The sequence below is a fragment of the Hydrocarboniphaga sp. genome (assembly GCF_028291725.1).
GTDB lineage: Bacteria > Pseudomonadota > Gammaproteobacteria > Nevskiales > Nevskiaceae > Hydrocarboniphaga.
In genome coordinates, this window is the sequence record NZ_JAQGNT010000059.1 from 128,572 (window position 1) to 146,053 (window position 17,482).

15 protein-coding genes are annotated in these 17,482 nt (G+C 64.8%); 7 read left to right on the forward strand and 8 right to left on the reverse strand.

Annotated elements, in window-relative coordinates; genetic code table 11:
* Nucleotides 1-196 precede the first annotated feature (196 nt).
* Complete coding sequence (gene phaR / locus JWQ90_RS16255; RefSeq protein WP_299696035.1) at nt 197-661, reverse strand: polyhydroxyalkanoate synthesis repressor PhaR; 465 nt, start codon at nt 659-661, stop codon at nt 197-199.
* A gap of 58 nt (nt 662-719) precedes the next feature.
* Nucleotides 720-1,616, reverse strand: a complete 897-nt coding sequence (gluQRS, locus tag JWQ90_RS16260) for a tRNA glutamyl-Q(34) synthetase GluQRS (protein ID WP_299696036.1) — start codon at nt 1,614-1,616, stop codon at nt 720-722.
* Between the two features lie 217 nt (nt 1,617-1,833).
* On the opposite strand from gluQRS, the gene JWQ90_RS16265 reads away from it, so the two are divergent.
* Nucleotides 1,834-2,619, forward strand: coding sequence for an HAD-IA family hydrolase (locus JWQ90_RS16265; protein ID WP_299696037.1), 786 nt, complete (start codon nt 1,834-1,836; stop codon nt 2,617-2,619).
* A 15-nt stretch (nt 2,620-2,634) separates the two neighbouring features.
* Here JWQ90_RS16265 and queF read toward each other — a convergent pair whose 3' ends face one another.
* Nucleotides 2,635-3,060 carry a preQ(1) synthase gene (gene queF, locus JWQ90_RS16270; RefSeq protein ID WP_299696038.1) on the reverse strand — a complete coding sequence of 142 codons (426 nt, stop codon included), beginning with the start codon at nt 3,058-3,060 and terminating at the stop codon, nt 2,635-2,637.
* Between the two features lie 143 nt (nt 3,061-3,203).
* On the opposite strand from queF, the gene smc reads away from it, so the two are divergent.
* The 4 genes from smc to JWQ90_RS16290 all read left to right on the forward strand — a co-directional run bounded on the left by smc (nt 3,204) and on the right by JWQ90_RS16290 (nt 11,190).
* A complete protein-coding gene (gene smc, locus JWQ90_RS16275) occupies nt 3,204-6,764 on the forward strand; it encodes a chromosome segregation protein SMC (protein ID WP_299696039.1) in 3,561 nt (1,186 codons plus the stop codon).
* Nucleotides 6,765-6,818: 54 nt separating this feature from the next.
* Nucleotides 6,819-7,847, forward strand: a complete 1,029-nt coding sequence (locus JWQ90_RS16280; RefSeq protein ID WP_299696040.1) for a cell division protein ZipA C-terminal FtsZ-binding domain-containing protein — start codon at nt 6,819-6,821, stop codon at nt 7,845-7,847.
* 7 nt (nt 7,848-7,854) lie between these two features.
* Nucleotides 7,855-9,924, forward strand: coding sequence for an NAD-dependent DNA ligase LigA (ligA, locus tag JWQ90_RS16285; RefSeq protein WP_299696041.1), 2,070 nt, complete (start codon nt 7,855-7,857; stop codon nt 9,922-9,924).
* A 120-nt stretch (nt 9,925-10,044) separates the two neighbouring features.
* Entirely contained in the window at nt 10,045-11,190 is a 1,146-nt protein-coding gene (locus JWQ90_RS16290; RefSeq protein WP_299696042.1) for a hypothetical protein, read from the forward strand.
* A gap of 54 nt (nt 11,191-11,244) precedes the next feature.
* Here the strand turns inward: JWQ90_RS16290 and JWQ90_RS16295 are convergent, their stop codons facing one another.
* Nucleotides 11,245-12,876 (reverse strand): alpha-D-glucose phosphate-specific phosphoglucomutase, encoded by a 1,632-nt coding sequence (locus JWQ90_RS16295; protein ID WP_299696043.1) that lies wholly within the window; start codon nt 12,874-12,876, stop codon nt 11,245-11,247.
* 111 nt (nt 12,877-12,987) lie between these two features.
* Between JWQ90_RS16295 and JWQ90_RS16300 the strand changes: the two genes are divergently transcribed.
* Nucleotides 12,988-13,503: a DUF1249 domain-containing protein gene (locus JWQ90_RS16300; protein ID WP_299696044.1), complete on the forward strand. Its 516-nt coding sequence runs from the start codon at nt 12,988-12,990 to the stop codon at nt 13,501-13,503.
* Between the two features lie 113 nt (nt 13,504-13,616).
* Here the strand turns inward: JWQ90_RS16300 and JWQ90_RS16305 are convergent, their stop codons facing one another.
* On the reverse strand, nt 13,617-14,972 hold the full coding sequence (locus JWQ90_RS16305; RefSeq protein ID WP_299696045.1) for a phosphomannomutase: 1,356 nt from the start codon (nt 14,970-14,972) through the stop codon (nt 13,617-13,619).
* A gap of 117 nt (nt 14,973-15,089) precedes the next feature.
* On the opposite strand from JWQ90_RS16305, the gene JWQ90_RS16310 reads away from it, so the two are divergent.
* Nucleotides 15,090-15,608, forward strand: coding sequence for a gamma carbonic anhydrase family protein (locus tag JWQ90_RS16310; protein ID WP_299696046.1), 519 nt, complete (start codon nt 15,090-15,092; stop codon nt 15,606-15,608).
* Nucleotides 15,609-15,706: 98 nt separating this feature from the next.
* Here the strand turns inward: JWQ90_RS16310 and JWQ90_RS16315 are convergent, their stop codons facing one another.
* From JWQ90_RS16315 to JWQ90_RS16325, 3 genes are read right to left on the reverse strand one after another with little or no spacing between them, the layout of a single operon-like run.
* A complete protein-coding gene (locus tag JWQ90_RS16315; protein WP_299696047.1) occupies nt 15,707-16,201 on the reverse strand; it encodes a histidine phosphatase family protein in 495 nt (164 codons plus the stop codon).
* A gap of 25 nt (nt 16,202-16,226) precedes the next feature.
* Complete coding sequence (locus JWQ90_RS16320; protein WP_299696048.1) at nt 16,227-16,952, reverse strand: class I SAM-dependent methyltransferase; 726 nt, start codon at nt 16,950-16,952, stop codon at nt 16,227-16,229.
* A complete protein-coding gene (locus JWQ90_RS16325; RefSeq protein ID WP_299696049.1) occupies nt 16,945-17,265 on the reverse strand; it encodes an SCP2 sterol-binding domain-containing protein in 321 nt (106 codons plus the stop codon). Before JWQ90_RS16325 ends, JWQ90_RS16320 begins: the two co-directional genes overlap by 8 nt.
* Between the last annotated feature and the right edge of the window lie 217 nt (nt 17,266-17,482).

The following is a 17,482-nucleotide window of genomic DNA, read 5'->3' on the forward strand; positions in this document are numbered from 1 at the left end:
CCCTTAGCCCGGCAACGTCGCCCGATGTTGTCGGGTTTTGGCGTTTTGGAGCTGCGTTGCGTGCAATATATGTCTAACTTACCTTTGTGTCAATAAAGGCAACTGAATCAATTTAACATTGCACCGCTTAATCGTTAATCACCTCCCATCTCGGTGACCTGTTGTTCACTTAAAGGCACGCATCGTGCCAGAATGGCTAGGGTGCTTTAGGCCGGCTCAGATTTTTGAGGAACTCTTTGCGGACGCTGCGCCAGATCGGTACCTGCCGATCCGCCAGTTCCTTCAGCAGCGATAGTGGCTGGTGCGCCTGGCCGAGCATGCCGCGCAATTGTTCGGTGAAATTGACCTGCTGGTCGAGGAACAGTCGGATCGATAATTCAAGATACCGGCTGATACTGCCTTGCATTGGATCGCCATAGAAACGAAGGATGAAAGTCAGCAGTTCGGTCGTGAAGATCGGATCGCCGCCCTGTTCCTGTTCGGCGATCACTTGCAGCAGAATGCTGCGTGTGATGTCTTCGCGGCTACGTTTGTCTTCGACGCGGAATTTGATGTTCTGCAAAACGAGCTGCCGGATTTCCTCCAGCGTGATGTACCGGCTAATCTCGGTATCGTAGAGGCGGCGGTTGGGGTACTTCTTGATGATGCGGACGTCGGTCATTCCAGCAAGTCGCCTTATGTTGCAGTGCGTGGAGGATAGGCCAGTCGTTGGGTCCTCGCTACAAGGTTCGCATCTCGATGGACGGTCGACGCGGCACCGAATCGGCAACCCAATGTGGAACGGCCCACGCCAGGATTTCGCGCGGCGCGGCCTTGGCCAACGCCGGCGGTGGCGACTGGCCGAGCAAACTCAGGCAGCGCAAAAGATTGGCGCTTGCGTGGGATGTGGCGATTGCCAGCGAATGATTCTGTTTGCTGAACTTGCGTTTCTCTGAATCGACCAGCACCGGCAGATGCCGATATCGGGGCGCACGCAGACGCAGTTGCTGCATCAGGTGCTGCTGCATGAAGGTTGAGCCGAGCAGGTCGGCGCCGCGTACCACGTTGGTGATTCCTTGCGAATGCTCGTCGATTGCGCAGGCCAGCTGATAGGCGATACCGCCATCTCGGCGGCGTACGACGAAGTCGCCAATGTCCATTTCCAGGTTGCGGCGCTGCAGGCCCTGGCCGGCGTCTTCGAAGCTGAGTTCTTCATCGGGCAGGCGCACGCGCAGCGCCAGGTCGGCACCTTGCAGTTGTCGATTTCGGCAGGTGCCGGGGTAAATCGCTCCGTCGAGTCCGGGTAGCGAGGTCTGGGCCAGCACCGCCCGGCTGCAGTCACAGCGATAAATCAGCTTCTGCCGCATCAGCGCGTCAAGCGCCGCACGATAGTCGTCCACGTGCCGGGATTGGCGGCGAATCGCGCCGTCCCAGTGCAGGCCGTGGGTCTCCAACTGCCGCAGGATTTCTGCTTCCGCGCCTGGATTGATCCGTTGGGTGTCGAGATCATCGATACGCAGCAGCCAGTGGCCCAGGTTGCGGCGCGCGTCCACGTAGCTGGCCAGTGCTGTCAGCAGAGACCCGAGGTGCAAGGGGCCGGATGGAGTGGGGGCGAAGCGCCCGCGATAGCGGCTCATCGCGGCTCCAGGACTCTTTTATGTGGCGCGCCCGATAACTGGTAGCTAATCCGTTTGCATAAGGAGGTATTCACTACTGAATGAAAGCCCAGGTTAAGCCGATTTGTTTTAGTATGCCGTCTACAACGTCAAGCGATGTTCGCATGCCCCCTTCTCCTTCGGGGCGAAGAACTGCGGTCAGGTTCTCCGCTCCTGCAACTAGCTTCAAGAGTCAGCCGTGAAACTTCGAGCCCTGTTACTCGACGTCGACGGCACTCTGGCGGACACCGAAAGCCACGGACATCGTCCTGCCTACAATCAGGCTTTCCGTCAGCTGGGGCTGAAATTCCGCTGGAATCAGAGGCTGTATCGCAAGCTGCTCGAGCAGCCGGGCGGACGTGAGCGGCTGACCTATTACCTGCGCCACTATCATCCGGAACTCGGTCCCCAGGCGGATGCCGCCCGGACCGATGAAGCCGCATGGGTTGATCGTGTTCATGAGATCAAGAGCTGGTATTTTCGCGCCTATGTCCGCAAGGGCAAAGTGCCGCTGCGTCCGGGCATCGCGCGACTCATTGCTGAAGCCAAGGCTGCGGGTGTCAAGGTGGCCCTGGTCAGCAATGCCAGCCGCGAAAGTCTCAATGCGGTGCTGAATCACAGCATGCCGGGCTTGGCGGATCAGGTCGATCTGATTGTCAGCGGCGCCGATGTCGCTACCAAAAAGCCATCTCCCGAGTCCTATCTGCGTGCACTCAGCCAACTCAACCTGCAGCCCGGGCAGTGCATCGCGCTCGAGGATTCGGCGATGGGTTTGAAAGCGGCCACAGCCGCCGGCATCACGACGATCATCACCCGCAACGAAAACACGCTGGACGACGACTTCAGCAGCGCCTCACTGGTGCTCGACGGCCTCGGCGAGCCGGAATCCCCGGTCGCCGCGATCCGCGGCAAGCTGGAAGGCGGCTGGCTGACGCTGGCCGACGCGCAGGCCATGCTGACAACCGCATATTCCCGGGCGGCTTAGGCCCGGCCACCAGCGCTACTGCTTGTGCCACTCCGCTGCCGGTAGAATCACCGGCGGCGCCGGTGACCAGCCTGCAGCGCGATGCTCGGCGACCACATGCGTATAAATGCCGCCGCGGACGCCGAAGTCCGAGGTCAGGCGCGCATAGCGCGGCTGTAGCAGATTGACCAGGTCGTCGAGAATCCGGTTGGTCACGGCCTCATGGAACGTGCCCTGGTTGCGGAAACTCCAGACATAGAGCTTCAGCGACTTCAGTTCGACGCACAGCGCCTCCGGTATGTATTCCAGATAGAGCGTTGCGAAATCCGGCTGCCCGGTTATCGGGCAAAGGCAGGTGAACTCCGGCATCCGCATCCGGACGACAAAGTCGCGGCCCGGATTCGGGTTGGGGAAAGTCTCGAGATCCGTACTGGCGACGGTGCTGTTCGGGGTAAGCGGCATTGGGGCAGGCGCCAACAGGCGCCAAACAAAAGGGGCCGCGTAATTTACACTATGGTCCCGGCCGTCGCGGACCTTCGCGCGCCGATCCGGGCCCGATCCAGACCCGATCCAGACCAATAACAAGTAGCTAAGCAAGCATCTCAATGCGCTTATCCGGTATCAAGCTGGCCGGCTTCAAGTCGTTCGTCGATCCCACCCAGCTGCCTCTGCCCGCGAATCTGACCGGCGTTGTCGGCCCGAACGGCTGCGGCAAATCCAACATCATCGACGCGGTGCGTTGGGTGCTGGGCGAAGCCAGCCAGAAGCAGCTGCGCACCCAGGAATCCGAAGACGTCATCTTCAACGGATCCAAGTCGCGCAAGCCGGTCGGCCGCGCGATGGTCGAGCTGACGTTCGACAACAGTGACGGCCAGATCACCGGTCCGTTCGCCGCATACACCGAAATTGCGGTGCGTCGCGAGCTACTGCGCGACGGTGTGTCTCAGTACTACCTGAACGGCCGCAAGTGCCTCAAGCGCGATGTCACCGACCTGTTTCTCGGCACCGGCCTCGGCGGCAAGAACCAGTACGCGATCATCGAGCAGGGCATGGTTTCGCGCATGGTCGAGGCCAAGCCCGAGGAACTGCGCACCTGGCTGGAAGAAGCGGCCGGCATCTCCAAGTACAAGGAGCGCCGCCGCGAGACCGAAAGCCGCATCCGACAGACGCGCGAGAATCTGTCGCGTCTGTCGGATCTGCGCAGCGAACTGCAGGGTCGTCTCGAGGTGCTGCGCAAGCAGGCTGCGAACGCCGAGAAATATCGCGAGTTCAAGCAGCAGGAGCGCACGCTCAAGGCCGAGATCCTGGTGCTGCGCGAGCACGCCCTGGTCGAACAAAGCGTCGGATTCGAAACCGCAATTACAGCGCTGCAAGCCGATCTCGAAGCGCGCCGTGTCGCTGTCACCGATGCCGACGGCGCGCGCGCACTGGCCGAGACCGTGCAGCGTGATGCGCAGACGAAGCTGTCGCATGAGCAGACGCAGGTCTACGAGGCCGAAGCGCGGCTGGCGCGGCAGGAGCAAAGCCTCAGCCACGCCAGGGAACTGAAGTCGCTGAAGCTCAAAGAGCTGGATCAGCTGACGCAGCAGCTCGCCGATCTGGAGCGCCGCCGCAACGCCGAAAATGCGCGTATGGAGTCGCTGTCGCGCGAAGTTCAGCAGCTGGAGGCACAGGCCGAGCAGACCGAGCAGAACGCGGTCGAGATGCAGCGCCAGCTTGCCCAGGCCGAAACCGAACAGCAGGAACAGCAGGCAATCTGGGAAGATTTCCAGACGCGATCCGAGGAGCCCTTGTTTCAGACCGAAGGCGAGCGCGTGCGCCTGCAGGGCCTGGAGCGCGCACTAGTGCAGGTCGACGAGCGCCTGAAGCGTTTGAACGGCGAGCGCGCGACGCTGGACGCGACGCCGATCCAGGATTCGCTCGCCGAGGCCGACCAGGATCTGGAGCGCCTCGGCGCCGAACAGGCCGAATATCAGATGCGTCTGCAGGCCGTGGATCGCGAGCTGCAGACGCTGCGCGAGCAGCGCTCGGGCATCGAGGCCTCGCTGCATGAAACCCGCCAGCAGCTGCAGTCCGCGCGCGGGCGCCTGGCCTCGCTGGAAACACTGCAGCAGGCGGCACTGCGCCAGGATGACGCCGAACTCAATGGATGGCTCAAGCAGCGCGGCTTCGACCAGGCGCCGCGCCTCGCCACGGTTTTGAATGTCGAATCCGGCTGGGAATCCGCGGTGGAACATGTGCTCGAAGGCTGGCTGCAGGCGCCGCTGCTGGCGCGCATGCAGCAGCAGACCGAGAACTCCGCGAGCCTGCCGAAAACCGGTGCTGCGCTGCTGTACGAGCATGCCGGCGTCGCCAGCGGCGATGCGCGCCAGCTGTCAGCGAAAGTGCAGGGACCGTCGGCGCTGCTGGAACTGCTGCATGGCATCTACGGCATCGAAGACTCCGAGCTGACTCCGGATCGCCTGAACGCGCTCGCGCCCGGCGAATCGGTGGTGACCCGTTCCGGCATCTGGGCGGGCCAGGGCTGGAGCCGCTATCCGCGGCGCGATTCCGATCGCGGCGGTGTGATCGCGCGCGAGCAGCTGCTCAAGCAGTTGCGTCTGCAGGTCGAGGAGCACGGCCGCCTGCTGTCGACCCGGGAACAGGAACTCAACGAGCTGCGCGGCAAGCAGCAGCAGCTCGAGACCGAGCGTCGCGAACTCGCGCCGCGTTTCGAGCACAGCCGCAGCCGCCATGCGCAGCGGCTTGCGTTCCGCCAGGCCCAGGCGGTACGCCTGGAGCAGACGCAGTCGCGTATCGAAGCACTCGGCAAGGAGATCGACACGCTGAGCCAGCAGCGCGAGCAGAATGCGGCCGAGCTCGGCGCCTCGCGCGCCAAGCTCGGCGAGCTGGAAGCGATCGCGCAGCGTCTGCGTGAAGAGCGCGTGCAGCTGCAGCAGACCGTCGCCAAGGCGCGCGACGCCGTCGGCCGCTTGCGCAACGCGGTCGCTCAGGCGACGCAGTCGCGCAACACCGTGCAAGTGCAGCTGGCGGGCCGCCGCAGCGCGATCAGCGCGCTCAATCAGACGCTGCACGATCTGGCCGAAGCCCAGGAAATACTGGTTCATCAGCGCGGCGGCCGTGAACGCGAAGCCGAGGAACTGGATGCGCCGCTGGGCGAGCAGAGCGACGAGCTCGAGGCCGCACGCGCCGGCGTCGTGCAGACCCGCGAGGCGCTGCGCGCAGCGCGTGTAGCGCTCTCCGCTCTGGAAGCGGCGCTCGGCGCCGCGCATCAGAATCTGCGTCTGGCCGAGCAGGCCAAGGAAGCCGCGCAGGAAGCGCTGCAGCAGGCGCGTCTGGATTTCGAAAACCTGCGGGCGCGGCGCGAAGGTCTCGAACAGCAGATCGTCGAAGCTTGCCTGGAGGGCAATATCGAGCGGGAGCTGCTGGTCGCCGGCGTCGCCGAAAACGCCGATCTCGCGAGCTGGGAAGAAAAGTTCGCCTCGACGATCCGGCGCATCGAGCGGCTCGGTGCGATCAACCTGGCCGCGATCCAGGAGCTGGAAGAAGCCGACGCCCGCGAGAAATATCTGTCCGAGCAGAACGCCGATCTGAGCGGCGCGCTCGACACCCTGGAAGAGGCGATCCGCAAGATCGACATCGAGACCAAGGACCGCTTCAAGAACACCTTCGACCAGGTCGATACGATTTTCCGCGACCGCTTCCCGAAGCTGTTCGGCGGCGGCGAGGCCTACCTGGAGCTGACCGGCGACGATCTGCTCGACGCTGGTGTACGCGTGATGGCGCGGCCGCCGGGTAAGCGCAATTCCTCGATCCAGATGCTGTCGGGCGGCGAAAAAGCCATGACGGCCGTTGCCTTGCTGCTGGCACTGTTCCAGCTGAACCCGGCGCCGTTCTGCCTGATGGACGAAGTCGACGCGCCGCTGGACGATGCCAACGTCGTCCGCTTCTGCGACATCGTCCGCGAGATGTCGCAGAACGTGCAGTTCATTATCATCACCCACAACAAGATCACGATGGAGATGGCCACGCACCTGCACGGCGTGACCATGCAGGAGCCGGGCGTGTCGCGGCTGGTCAGCGTGGACGTATCGCAGGCGGTCGAGATGGTCGGCTCGGACATCAAGGGGCCGGCCGCTGCCGAAATCCAGCCGTTCCAGACTTGATCACGGTGATGTCACAATGACAAAGACCCGGACCATCGAGCGAGGCAGATTGGCATGAGCGCATTGCAATGGGCGCTGCTTATCCTGAGCGTGGCGATCGTGATCGCCGTGGTGGTGATCAGCCGTCGCGACCGTGAGCCGGCCGCCCCCAAGCCCCAGCGTGAAAGGCCGCGCGCCCAGCAGGCGGACACCGGCTCGGCCGTGGCCGAGCCGGTGCGCGAGCAGCTCGATATCTTCGCCGTGTCGCCAGAGCCCCCGGTGCCGGAGCCGGCCTCGGAGCTGGAACTGGAGTACGAGGAAGAAGAAGACCACCAAGAGCCTGCGCCGCCGCCGCCGCTGCTGCGCCCGTCGCTGCGCAACCTGCCGCCTCAGCCTCAGACCGAGCCAGCTGCGCCGCAGCGCCGTGTCGATCCGGTGGATGTCGCCGGCGTTCCGCCGCTGGATCCGATGATCAACCCGCTGTCTGGCAAGCAGTACGACGAGTTCGGCGTCGGCCGTCCGCGGCGCCGCACGATGCCGTCGCTGGAAGCGAGCCCGGCCAACGACACGCGCGCCGCCGAGTTGGGCACCGCGGCTGCCAGCCAGCCACCGGCCAGCGTGCCGCCCTGGGTTCGCGCCGCGCCTTCCGCGGCTCCGTCAGCGCCCAGGGCCGCCGGGGCGCCGCCGAAAGTCGAGCAGAAGATCGTCGCGCTGCTGATCGTCGAACGCGAAGGCGGCATGATCAGCGGCACCAAGCTGCACTCGGCGCTGGCCGCCCAGGGTTTGCAGTTCGGCGCCAAGCAGATCTACCACCGGTTGGCGCGCGAGGAGTCGGTGTTCGCGGTCGCGAGCCTGACCAAGCCGGGCATGCTGATCCCGGCCGAGGCGACGCAGTTCGCAACGCCGGGTCTTTCGAGCTTCATGGTGCTGCCGGGGCCGGTCAAACCGCTCAATGCCCTGCACGACATGTTCTCCACCACACAAGCGCTGGCGCGTGCCCTGAACGCCGAGGTCTACGACAGCAAGAAGCAGCCGTTGACCTCCGAGACCATGCGTGCCCTGCAGGCCGACGTGGAAGCCTGGGCGCGCGCGGCGCAGTTGTAGTGCTGGGATGAAGCCTGCTGCGCGTGCCGCACAGCTCCGCAAGGAGCTGGCGGAATACAACCACCGCTACTACGTGCTCGACGATCCGAGCGTGTCGGATGCAGTCTACGACGAGCTTTTCAGTGAGCTGCTGCAACTCGAGGCCGCGCATCCCGAGCTGGTTTCGCCGGAATCGCCGACCCAACGTGTCGGCGCGGCACCCTCCAAAGAGTTCCTGCCGGTGCGGCACCGGCAGCCGATGCAGTCGCTGCGCAAATGCGCGGACGAGGGTGAGTTGCGCGACTTCGATCGCCGCGTGCGCGAGACCTTGAATGTCGAGTCTGCCGACTATGTCGCGGAACCCAAGCTCGACGGCCTCGCGGTTTCGCTTACCTACGAAAGCGGCCTGCTGGTACGCGGCGCCACCCGCGGCGACGGCGAGACTGGCGAAGACATTACCGAAAACCTGCGCACCATCCGCCGCATTCCGCTGTGCCTGCGCGGCGACGCGCCGCCGCTGCTGGAAGTCCGCGGCGAGGTCTATCTGCCGCTGCAAGGTTTCCGTCGCATGGTCGAGGACGCGATCGCCAAGGGCGACAAGCCACCGGTGAATCCACGCAATGCCGCCGCGGGCAGCCTGCGCCAGCTCGATCCGCGCATCACCGCGCAAAGGTCGCTGGCGTTCTACGCCTACGCCGTCGGCTACAGCGAAGGCTGGAAGCCACCGAAGCGGCATTCGCAGGTGTTGAAGCAACTGGCCGACTGGGGGCATCCGGTTTCAAAGCTGGTCGAGACGGTGTCCGGCATCGATGGCTGCCTGCAGTATTTCGCAGGCATAGCCGAGCAGCGCGCGAAGCTCGGCTTCGATATCGACGGTGTCGTGTTCAAGCTCGACGATCTCGCCGGTCGCGAGGAACTCGGCTCGGTCTCGCGCGAACCGCGCTGGGCCTGCGCATACAAGTTTGCGGCCGAGGAAGCGAGCACGCTGCTGGAAAACGTCGAGTTTCAGGTCGGCCGCACCGGCGCGATGACACCGGTTGCGCGCCTGAAGCCGGTGTTCGTTGGCGGCGCGAACGTGTCCAATGCGACGCTGCACAACATGGACGAAGTCGAGCGCAAGGACGTGCGCGTCGGCGATACGGTGATCGTGCGCCGGGCAGGTGACGTGATTCCCGAAGTCGTCGGTATCGTCGTCAATGATGACGCGGCGCGCAGCGAGCACGAGGCGCGCGCCAAAGTCGAATTGCCCGCGGCGTGCCCGGTCTGCGGTGGCGCCGTCGAGCGTGTCGAAGGCGAAGTGGTTGCCCGCTGCACCAACGGCCTTTCCTGCCGCGCGCAGCTGCATGGCGCGCTGATCCACTTCGTCTCGCGCAAGGCGATGGACATCGAGGGCCTAGGCGAGAAGTTGCTGGCGCAGTTGATCGACGCCGGGCTGGTGCGTTCGCCGGCCGACATCTATCGGCTCGACGCCGCGACCTTGGCCGATCTCGAGCGCATGGGCGAGAAGTCGGCAGCCAATGTCGTCGAGGCGATTCATGCGAGTCGCGACACCACGTTCCAGCGCTTTCTGTTTGCGCTGGGCTGCCCGCAGATCGGCGAAACCACCGCACGTGAGCTGGCGCAGCATTTCGGCACGCTCGAAGCCCTGTATGCGGCCGCGGAGTCCGACGCGCCGAGCGAGCATGACGAAGCCTTGAAAGCGAAGGATCGGTTCCCGACGCTGCGGGCGGTGGCCGACGTCGGCCCGACCGTCGCGGCTCACGTCACGCACTTCTTCACCGAGCCGCGCAATCTTGACGTGATAAAGGCATTGATCGATGCCGGCATTCACTGGCCGGCGCCGAAAGCGGCCGCAGCCGGTGCATTGAGCGGCAAGACCTTCGTCATCACCGGAGCGCTGCCCGGTGTCAGCCGCGAAGAGGCCTCGGCGCTGATCGAGTCGCAAGGCGGCAAAGTCTCCAGCAGCGTGTCGAAGAACACCGATTTTCTGCTGGCCGGCGAAGCGGCCGGGTCGAAGTTGGCGAAAGCCGAGAAACTCGGCGTCGCGATTCTCGACTGGTTTGGATTGCAAGAACTGATCAAGAATTCCGAACTGTAGGAGCGGACCTTGTCCGCGATTGTGCCGGTGAAGTCTCAATCGCGGACAAGGTCCGCTCCTACAGTTGCGGCATCGAGCCTCCTCATTCCCGATCGAGCTGTTTTGAGGCACAGTCGTGGCATGTGCAATCTGATCGCCATCTTCGCCTCGCTGCTGCGCATCGCGACCGCCGCGCTGCTGGTCTGGATCTGCGTGCAAGCGCTGCCGGCCTGGGATGCGCGCGCCGCCTTTGCTGCGCTGCCCGACTACGACTATCGCGTCGAGGCCGAGCGGCTGCGTTCCGCGGAGCAGTATTCCGAAGCCCTGCTGGTCGTCGATGCCGGCCTGAACGCCGATCCTGATCCGGTGATGCGCGAGCGCCTGGACGATGCCCGCGTTGGTATCGTGGCCGAGCGCGATGCATTCATACGACGTCTGAGCGATGTCGGGCAGGGCGCGCTGACCGGCACTGGCGATTCGGTCGAAGCCCTGGCCGGCGCGGTCGCCGCCGACCTGTTCGTGTTCGGCGATGTGCGCGATCTGGTCATTCAGGGCGGCAAGGGCCTGCGTGGTGAAGACACCGACGAAGTGATCGTCGCGCTGTCGGCTGCCGGGATTGCACTGACTTTCGCTCCCGAGATCGATTTCGGCACCGCCGTGCTGAAGTTCGCGCGCCGTGCCGGCGCGCTGAGCGAAGCGTTCGCCCGGCGCTTGTTGAAGCTGACGCGCGATGCGATCAGCGAGCGCGACATGACACCGCTGGCCGATGTGGCCGGCGACGTCGCAACGCTGGGCCGCCAGGCGCAGCCGGCCGCGGCGGTGGCGATCCTGAAACACATTGACGATCCCGAGGCTCTGCGTGCGGCCGCGCGTGTTTCGCAGCGGCCGGGCGGCAGTTTTGCGTTATGGGTCGGCGAAAAACCGGCGCTCGAACTCGCGCAACAGGGCGCAGCAGGCGAGGCGCTGTTGTTGCGTGCTGCACGCAAGGGCCGCGCCGGCGTCGATTACGCAGCGAGCCATCTGCGGCTGCTGACTCGCGCGCATCCGCTGATCGGGCTGATCAAGGGCGTCTACAAGGGCAATGTCGAGCGCCTGCTGGGCGACTGGCTGATGCAGCAGGCGCCAGCGGTGCTCGGTCTGCTCGCCGGCTGGCTGCTGTTCGAGTGCTGGCGGTTCGCGCATCGTGTCGGCTTGGCGATGCGCAAGCCGGCAAGCGTGAAAGAGATCGTCGAAGAACAGCCGCCAGCTCCGCAACCGAAGCCGGTCAGAAGAGCGCCGAGCGCGTAGGGCGGGTCGAGACCCGCCGTTTGGACCGTCAAAAACGGCGGGTCTCGACCCGCCCTACGTGATCACGCTCGGCGTCTTGCGGCCGGTGATTTCGCTGATCTGCACCAGCTTGTCGGCGATAGTGGCCAGCGCTGCGAGCGCGTCGCCGGTCTTCCAGCCGAGCCTGTCGGCCGCGGTCTCGTAGCGCTCCAGGTACAGGCGCAAGGTCGCGCCTTTGGTGCCGGTGCCGGACAGGCGCACGATGATGCGCGCGGCGTCGCCGAACACCACACGCAGGCCCTGCGCGCTGGCCTTGCTGCCGTCGACCGGATCCAGGTAGCCGAACTCGTCGGCCTGGCTCACGGTCCAGTCGCCAAAGCGCTGGCCTACCAGCTCCGGCATCCGCGCGATCAGGTTCTGCATGACCTTGTTCGCGGTGTCGTTCGCCAGTTCGTCGTAGTCGTGCCGCGCGTAGTAGTGGCGGCCGTACTGCTTCCAGTGCGTGTCGGCGATCTGCTGCATCGACAGGCCGGTCGTCGCCAGGATGTTGAGCCAGGCCAGTACCGCCCAGACGCCGTCTTTCTCGCGCACGTGGTTGGAGCTGGTGCCGAAGCTCTCTTCGCCGCACAGCGTGATGCGCCCGGAGTCGAGCAGGTTGGCGAAGAACTTCCAGCCGGTCGGTGTCTCGTAGCAGGCGAGCTTGCGGCCCTCGGCGACCTTGTCGAGCGCGCGGCAGGTCGGCATCGAGCGCGCGACCCCCGCCAAGCCCTTGGCATAGCCGGGCAGCTTGTCGAGATGCGCCGCCAGCATCGCCAGCGAATCGCCGGGCGAGATGAAGATGCCGCGGCCCAGAATCATGTTGCGATCGCCGTCGCCGTCCGAGGCGCCGCCCAGATCCGGCGCCTGTTGCGAGTACATCAGATCGACCAGCGGCTTGGCGTAGATCAGGTTCGGGTCGGGGTGGCCGCCGCCGAAATCCTCCAGCGGGATCGAGTTCATCACGCTGCTCTGCGGCGCGCCGAGCATGTCGACGAAGATGCGCTGCGCATACGGCCCGGTGACCGCGTGCATCGCATCGAAGCTCAAGCGATGGCCGCGTCTGAACCAGTCGCGGATGCGGTCGAAGTCGAACAGCGTCTGCATCAGTTTGGCGTATTCGTCGACGCAGTCGACCACCTCGACTTCCATCGCGCCGACGCTCTGCACGCCGCGACGATCCAGATCGACATAGACATTTTCGACGATGCAGTACTTGGCGATCACCTTGCTGGCTTCATAGATCCTGTCGGTCAGCGCTTCGCCGGCCTGGCCACCACCGTAGATGTTGAACTTGATGCCGAAGTCGCCATCCTCGCCGGCCGGGTTATGGCTGGCGGTGAACACGAAGCCGCCGGCGGCGCCGCTCTGGCGGATCAGGTGGCTGGACGCCGGTGTCGACAGGATGCCGCCCTGGCCGACGATCACCTTGGCGACGCCGTTGGCGGCGGCCATCGCGATCGCGGTCTGGATCGCGGTGCGGTTGTGGTAGCGGCCGTCGCCGCCCATGACCAGGGTTTTGCCCTTCAGACTGGCTTCGACATCGAAGATCGCCTGCAGAAAGTTCTCGAGATAATGCGGCTGCTGGAACACCGCCACCTTTTTTCTGAGCCCCGCCGTGCCGGATTTCTGGTCGGGGTAGGGCTTGGTCGCGATCTCGCGGACGGGCATGGAGTTCTCGGCTCTCGGGGTTGGGCCGGCCACTGTAGCCCGACATTCGTGCCTATAGGAAGCCAAAAAAGCAAGACTTGAAAGCTACCGCCCAGGCCTTATAGTCCCGCAATGCCTGTGACTTCACACCCCGATGCCGGCTCGTTATACAGCGGCGGCCAGACGCGGCGCCTTGCGCAGCTGCTGGACCTGTATGAGCGCAACTATCGCCTGATCGAGCGTCTGGTCCCCGAACTGGAGATGCCGTTCGAGGAGGCGGTGTCCAAGTCCGCTTCCGACCTGCCGCTGCACCTGACGGTGCGCGAGCGCGACCGGTACACGGTCACCTTCAAGCTCACCTACGAGTTTGTCGACGCCGACGGCGTGCGCCGCCAGCCTGATATCTGGGTTCGGGTTTACCGCGACGCCACCATGGCCGAGGCGCTGGAATGCAGCCATCGCCCGCCCTGGCAGGCCGAGGACGACGCCGACCCCAAGGCCTGGCAATTCCTGAACGAGCAGTGGCGGCGCAACCTGATGCTCGGCAAGTGGCTCGAGTACCTGCTCGACCATGGCCATGGTTTCAGCCTGACGGCGCGGCCCAGGCAGCGTGGCAAGAGCGGTGCGGCAACGGCTGCCGCAGGCTAAATAAAAGCTCACCGGTTGATCCCGGATCTGTAGGAGCGGGTCATACCCGCGACTGAGGCCTTGAACGGTACAGTCGCGGGTATGACCCGCTCCTACAGGTGCAGCTGTAATCGTTAGCCCGCGTCGATCAGCGCCAGGATCTCGCTGGTTTTCGCCTGCATCAGCGCCTCGTCGGCGCGCGATTCCACGTTCAGGCGCAGCACCGGTTCGGTGTTCGAGCCGCGCAGGTTGAAGCGCCAGCTGCCGAAATCCAGGCTGATGCCGTCGGTCTTGTCCACCTCGCCGGCCTGCGGCGCGTAGATCGCCTCGATCTTCGTGATCGTGGCCTTGACGTCGCCGACCTTGCGGTTGATCTCGCCGCTGGCCGGAAAGGCCTTCATCCGCTCTTCCACCAGCTTCGACAGCGGCTTGCCGGTCTCGCAGACCAGGGCCGCGGCCAGCAGCCAGGGGATATTGCCGTTGTCGCAATAGGCGAAGTCGCGGAAGTAATGGTGCGCGCTCATCTCGCCGCCGTAGATCGCATTCTCGGAGCGCATGCGCTCCTTGATGAACGCATGCCCGGTCTTGGACAGCACCGGTACGCCGCCGGCAGCCTTGACCATGTCGACCGTGTTCCAGGTCAGGCGAGGGTCGTGGATGATTTTGCCGCCCGGCTCCAGCCGCAGCAGCGCCGCCGCCAGCAGGCCGACGATGTAGTAGCCCTCGATGAAGCCGCCGCTCTCGTCGAACAGGAAGCAGCGATCGAAGTCGCCGTCCCAGGCGACGCCGAAATCGGCACCATGTTGTTTGACTGCATCGGTGGTCGGCGCGCGCATTTCGGGTAACAAGGGGTTCGGAATACCGTTCGGGAAATCGCCGTCCGGCTGGTGATGCACCTTGATGAACTGGAACGGCAGGAACGGCTCCAGCGCATCGACCACCGCACCGGCGACGCCATTGCCGGCGTTGACGACGATCTTCAGCGGCTTGAGTTTGCTGACGTCGACATAACTCAGCAGATGTTTTATGTACAGGGCGCGGTAATTCACCGGCGTCATGGTCGGCTCGCCTTCGGGGCAGCGCGCGTCGGATGCGGCGACCGCCTCCTCGATTTCGCGCAGGCCGGTATCGCCGGACACCGGGATCGCGCCGCCGCGTACCAGCTTCATGCCGTTGTAGTCCATCGGGTTGTGGCTGGCGGTGACTTCGATGCCGCCGTCGACGCCGGGCTGCTGCGCGGCCCAGTAGATCTCCTCGGTGCCGCACAGGCCGATGTCGAGCACCTCGACACCGCGCGCGTTGAAGCCGTGCGCCAAGGCCTTCAGCAGCGGCAGCGAGGAATGGCGGATGTCGCGGCCCAGCGCGACGCGCTTGGGCTGGAAGCGCTCGGCATAGGCGATGCCGAGGCGATAGGCGATATCGGGGTTCAGCTCGTCGGGCACGCGGCCGCGGATGTCGTAGGCCTTGAAAGCGGGCAGGCGAGTGCTCATGGGTTCTTTGCGGGTCGGGTTCGTGGCAATCGTATGCGAACACCGCATCGGCGGAAACCTGTCTCCAGGCGGCGACAGCGGCATGGCGACACCGGGCACGGCGATATACTGCAGGCCATGCTCTACCAACTCGACTCCCATTCGCCGCAGCTGCTCGGCAACAACTTCGTCGCCGAAAGCGCGCAGCTGATCGGCAATATCGTGCTGGAACGCGGCGCCAGCGTCTGGTTCAACTGCGTGCTGCGCGGCGACAACGACGAGATCCGCGTCGGCGAAGACAGCAATATCCAGGACGGCGCGGTGCTGCACACCGATCCCGGCATCAAGCTGCGTATCGGGCGTGAGGTCACGATCGGCCATCTGGTGATGCTGCATGGCTGCGAGGTCGGCGATCACACGCTGATCGGCATGAAATCGGTGTTGCTGAACGGCGCGAAGATCGGCAGGAATTGCCTGGTCGGCGCCAACAGCCTGATCACCGAGAACAAGCAGTTCCCGGACGGCGTGATGATCCTCGGCGCGCCGGCCAAAGTCGTGCGCGAGCTGACGCCGCGGGAGATCGTCGGGCTGCGGGCGCCGGCGAAGGTTTATGTCGCGAACGCGCAGCGGTTTTTGACGGGCTTGCAGAAGTTGTAGGTTCAATCGCGGACAAGGTCCGCTCCTACAGGCCATATTGCGCACCCTTGGTTCCGCGCCTGTAGGAGCGGACCTTGTCCGCGATTGAACCTACCAGCTTACTGCCGCTCTTTCGGAAAGCTATACGCAGTCAGCCGCCCGCAGCCCGGCGCCACGTCTCGCCAGCGCTCTACATCCAGATCGATCCTGGCAACTGCGCAGGTCGGCAGTTCGTTGAATTCGCAACGCGCCAGTGAGTGGCAGAAGTCGGTAAAGCCCGGGTTGTGGCCGAACAGCACGGCATCGGGCAGGCGTTCATCGAGCCCGCGGACGATCTCCATCAGCGTCGCCACATCGGCCTCGTAGATTTTGGGCTCGTAGCGGATGGCGCTCGGCTGAATGTTCAGCGCATCGGCAAAGATCGCCGCCGTACTGGCCGCGCGCAGCGCCGGGCTGGCGAGCAGTTGCAAAGGCAACTCGGCCGAATGCGCGAAACGTTGCGCCATCACCGGTGCATCGCGACGACCGCGCTCGTTGAGCGGGCGGTCGAAGTCGGAGAGGGCAGCGTTGTCCCAGGACGATTTGGCGTGGCGAACCAGAGTCAGCGAGCGCATCCTTGCGACGTCCTCCTGTATGGCATCAGCGACTGTTCAGATAGATATCGTAGCGCGCCTGGGTGCCGCTGAGTTCATGTGTGGGTTTGCGCTCGCCCAGCCAGCCGGCTTTCGCTCCGCGCTTGACCGCAACACGCCGGGCCGGGCTGGCCAGGGCCGCATCCAGCAGGGCGGCCGCGTCGGCATCGCCACCCGTCAGCTCGCGCAGCATCTGCATGGCCTTCTGCGGCAGCGCGGTCTTGCCGTCGTCGGGATACATCGGGTCCAGGTGCACGGCGTCGATGTCGCCGCTGGTCTGCGCCAGCCACTGGATCGCGTCGCCCTCGACCACGCGAATGCGCTGCGCGGCTTTCGATAACGGCGAATCCAGTGCTCGGCGCTGCGCGTCGCGCAGCAGCGCGGCCATCATCGGCTGGCGCTCCAGCAGCGTCACCGTCGCACCCAGCGCGGCCAGCGTAAAACCGTCGCGGCCGAGGCCGGCAGTAGCGTCGACGACGTGGATATCGAGCTTTTTCTGCATGCCGAGCGCTCGCGGCAGTAACTGCTTGCGGCCGCCCAGGATGCGCCGCCGCAGTTCCGCCGAGGTCCAGTCCAGGCTCAGCGGCTCCCAATCGGGCCGATGCAGCGCGCGCAGCGACAGTGCGCCGGCCAGGGTTTCGAGCGCAAACGAAAAACCCCGGGCGTCGCCGCCCAGGGTCGTCGTCGAGCTTTGGTCAGCCGGGTCGCGTTCCCGGCCCGGCTGCTCAGCCAAGCTTGCCGGCGTCGAAGATCGTGGTCATGCGCTGCGCCAGCATCAGGTCGCCGTCGACCGACAGTTTGCCGGTCATGAACGCGGTCATGCCGTTGAGTTCTCCGGTCATCAGCGCGACCAGATCGTCGTCTTCCATCGTGATGCTGACGTCGGCGGCCGGCGAGGTGCCCTCGCGCGATTCGCAGGTGCCGTTGGCGATCACCACGTACATCGGCGTCGACACATTGAACTGGATCGTGCAGTCGGTGCCGGCGCCGGCGTCGGCGTCGAAAGCTTCCGGCAGTCTCTTGATCAGGTCGGTTGCTGCGCTCATGGCTACGGGCCTCGGGTCTGAAATACGTCTGCAAAGCGATGGCGCGGATACTACGGAGCGCGCCGGCGGCGGGCAACCGTCCGTTTGGACCAGACCCTGAGGTTTCCCCTCATTTTCCCCGCAGAAATCCCTTTTCACTCAACTGATTGAAGCGTAGTCTGACGGCAAAAAGATGCACGCGAGAGCGTGCATGGCACGGCTTGTATCTCTGATGACG

Excerpts from the sequence above, each read along its gene's own strand:
- phaR (WP_299696035.1), bottom strand. The coding sequence starts at position 661 with ATGACCGACGTCCGCATCATCAAGAAGTACCCCAACCGCCGCCTCTAC.
- gluQRS (WP_299696036.1), bottom strand. The coding sequence starts at position 1,616 with ATGAGCCGCTATCGCGGGCGCTTCGCCCCCACTCCATCCGGCCCCTTG.
- queF (WP_299696038.1), bottom strand. The coding sequence starts at position 3,060 with ATGCCGCTTACCCCGAACAGCACCGTCGCCAGTACGGATCTCGAGACT.
- smc (WP_299696039.1), top strand. The coding sequence starts at position 3,204 with ATGCGCTTATCCGGTATCAAGCTGGCCGGCTTCAAGTCGTTCGTCGAT.
- JWQ90_RS16280 (WP_299696040.1), top strand. The coding sequence starts at position 6,819 with ATGAGCGCATTGCAATGGGCGCTGCTTATCCTGAGCGTGGCGATCGTG.
- ligA (WP_299696041.1), top strand. The coding sequence starts at position 7,855 with ATGAAGCCTGCTGCGCGTGCCGCACAGCTCCGCAAGGAGCTGGCGGAA.
- JWQ90_RS16290 (WP_299696042.1), top strand. The coding sequence starts at position 10,045 with ATGTGCAATCTGATCGCCATCTTCGCCTCGCTGCTGCGCATCGCGACC.
- JWQ90_RS16295 (WP_299696043.1), bottom strand. The coding sequence starts at position 12,876 with ATGCCCGTCCGCGAGATCGCGACCAAGCCCTACCCCGACCAGAAATCC.
- JWQ90_RS16300 (WP_299696044.1), top strand. The coding sequence starts at position 12,988 with ATGCCTGTGACTTCACACCCCGATGCCGGCTCGTTATACAGCGGCGGC.
- JWQ90_RS16305 (WP_299696045.1), bottom strand. The coding sequence starts at position 14,972 with ATGAGCACTCGCCTGCCCGCTTTCAAGGCCTACGACATCCGCGGCCGC.
- JWQ90_RS16310 (WP_299696046.1), top strand. The coding sequence starts at position 15,090 with ATGCTCTACCAACTCGACTCCCATTCGCCGCAGCTGCTCGGCAACAAC.
- JWQ90_RS16315 (WP_299696047.1), bottom strand. The coding sequence starts at position 16,201 with ATGCGCTCGCTGACTCTGGTTCGCCACGCCAAATCGTCCTGGGACAAC.
- JWQ90_RS16325 (WP_299696049.1), bottom strand. The coding sequence starts at position 17,265 with ATGAGCGCAGCAACCGACCTGATCAAGAGACTGCCGGAAGCTTTCGAC.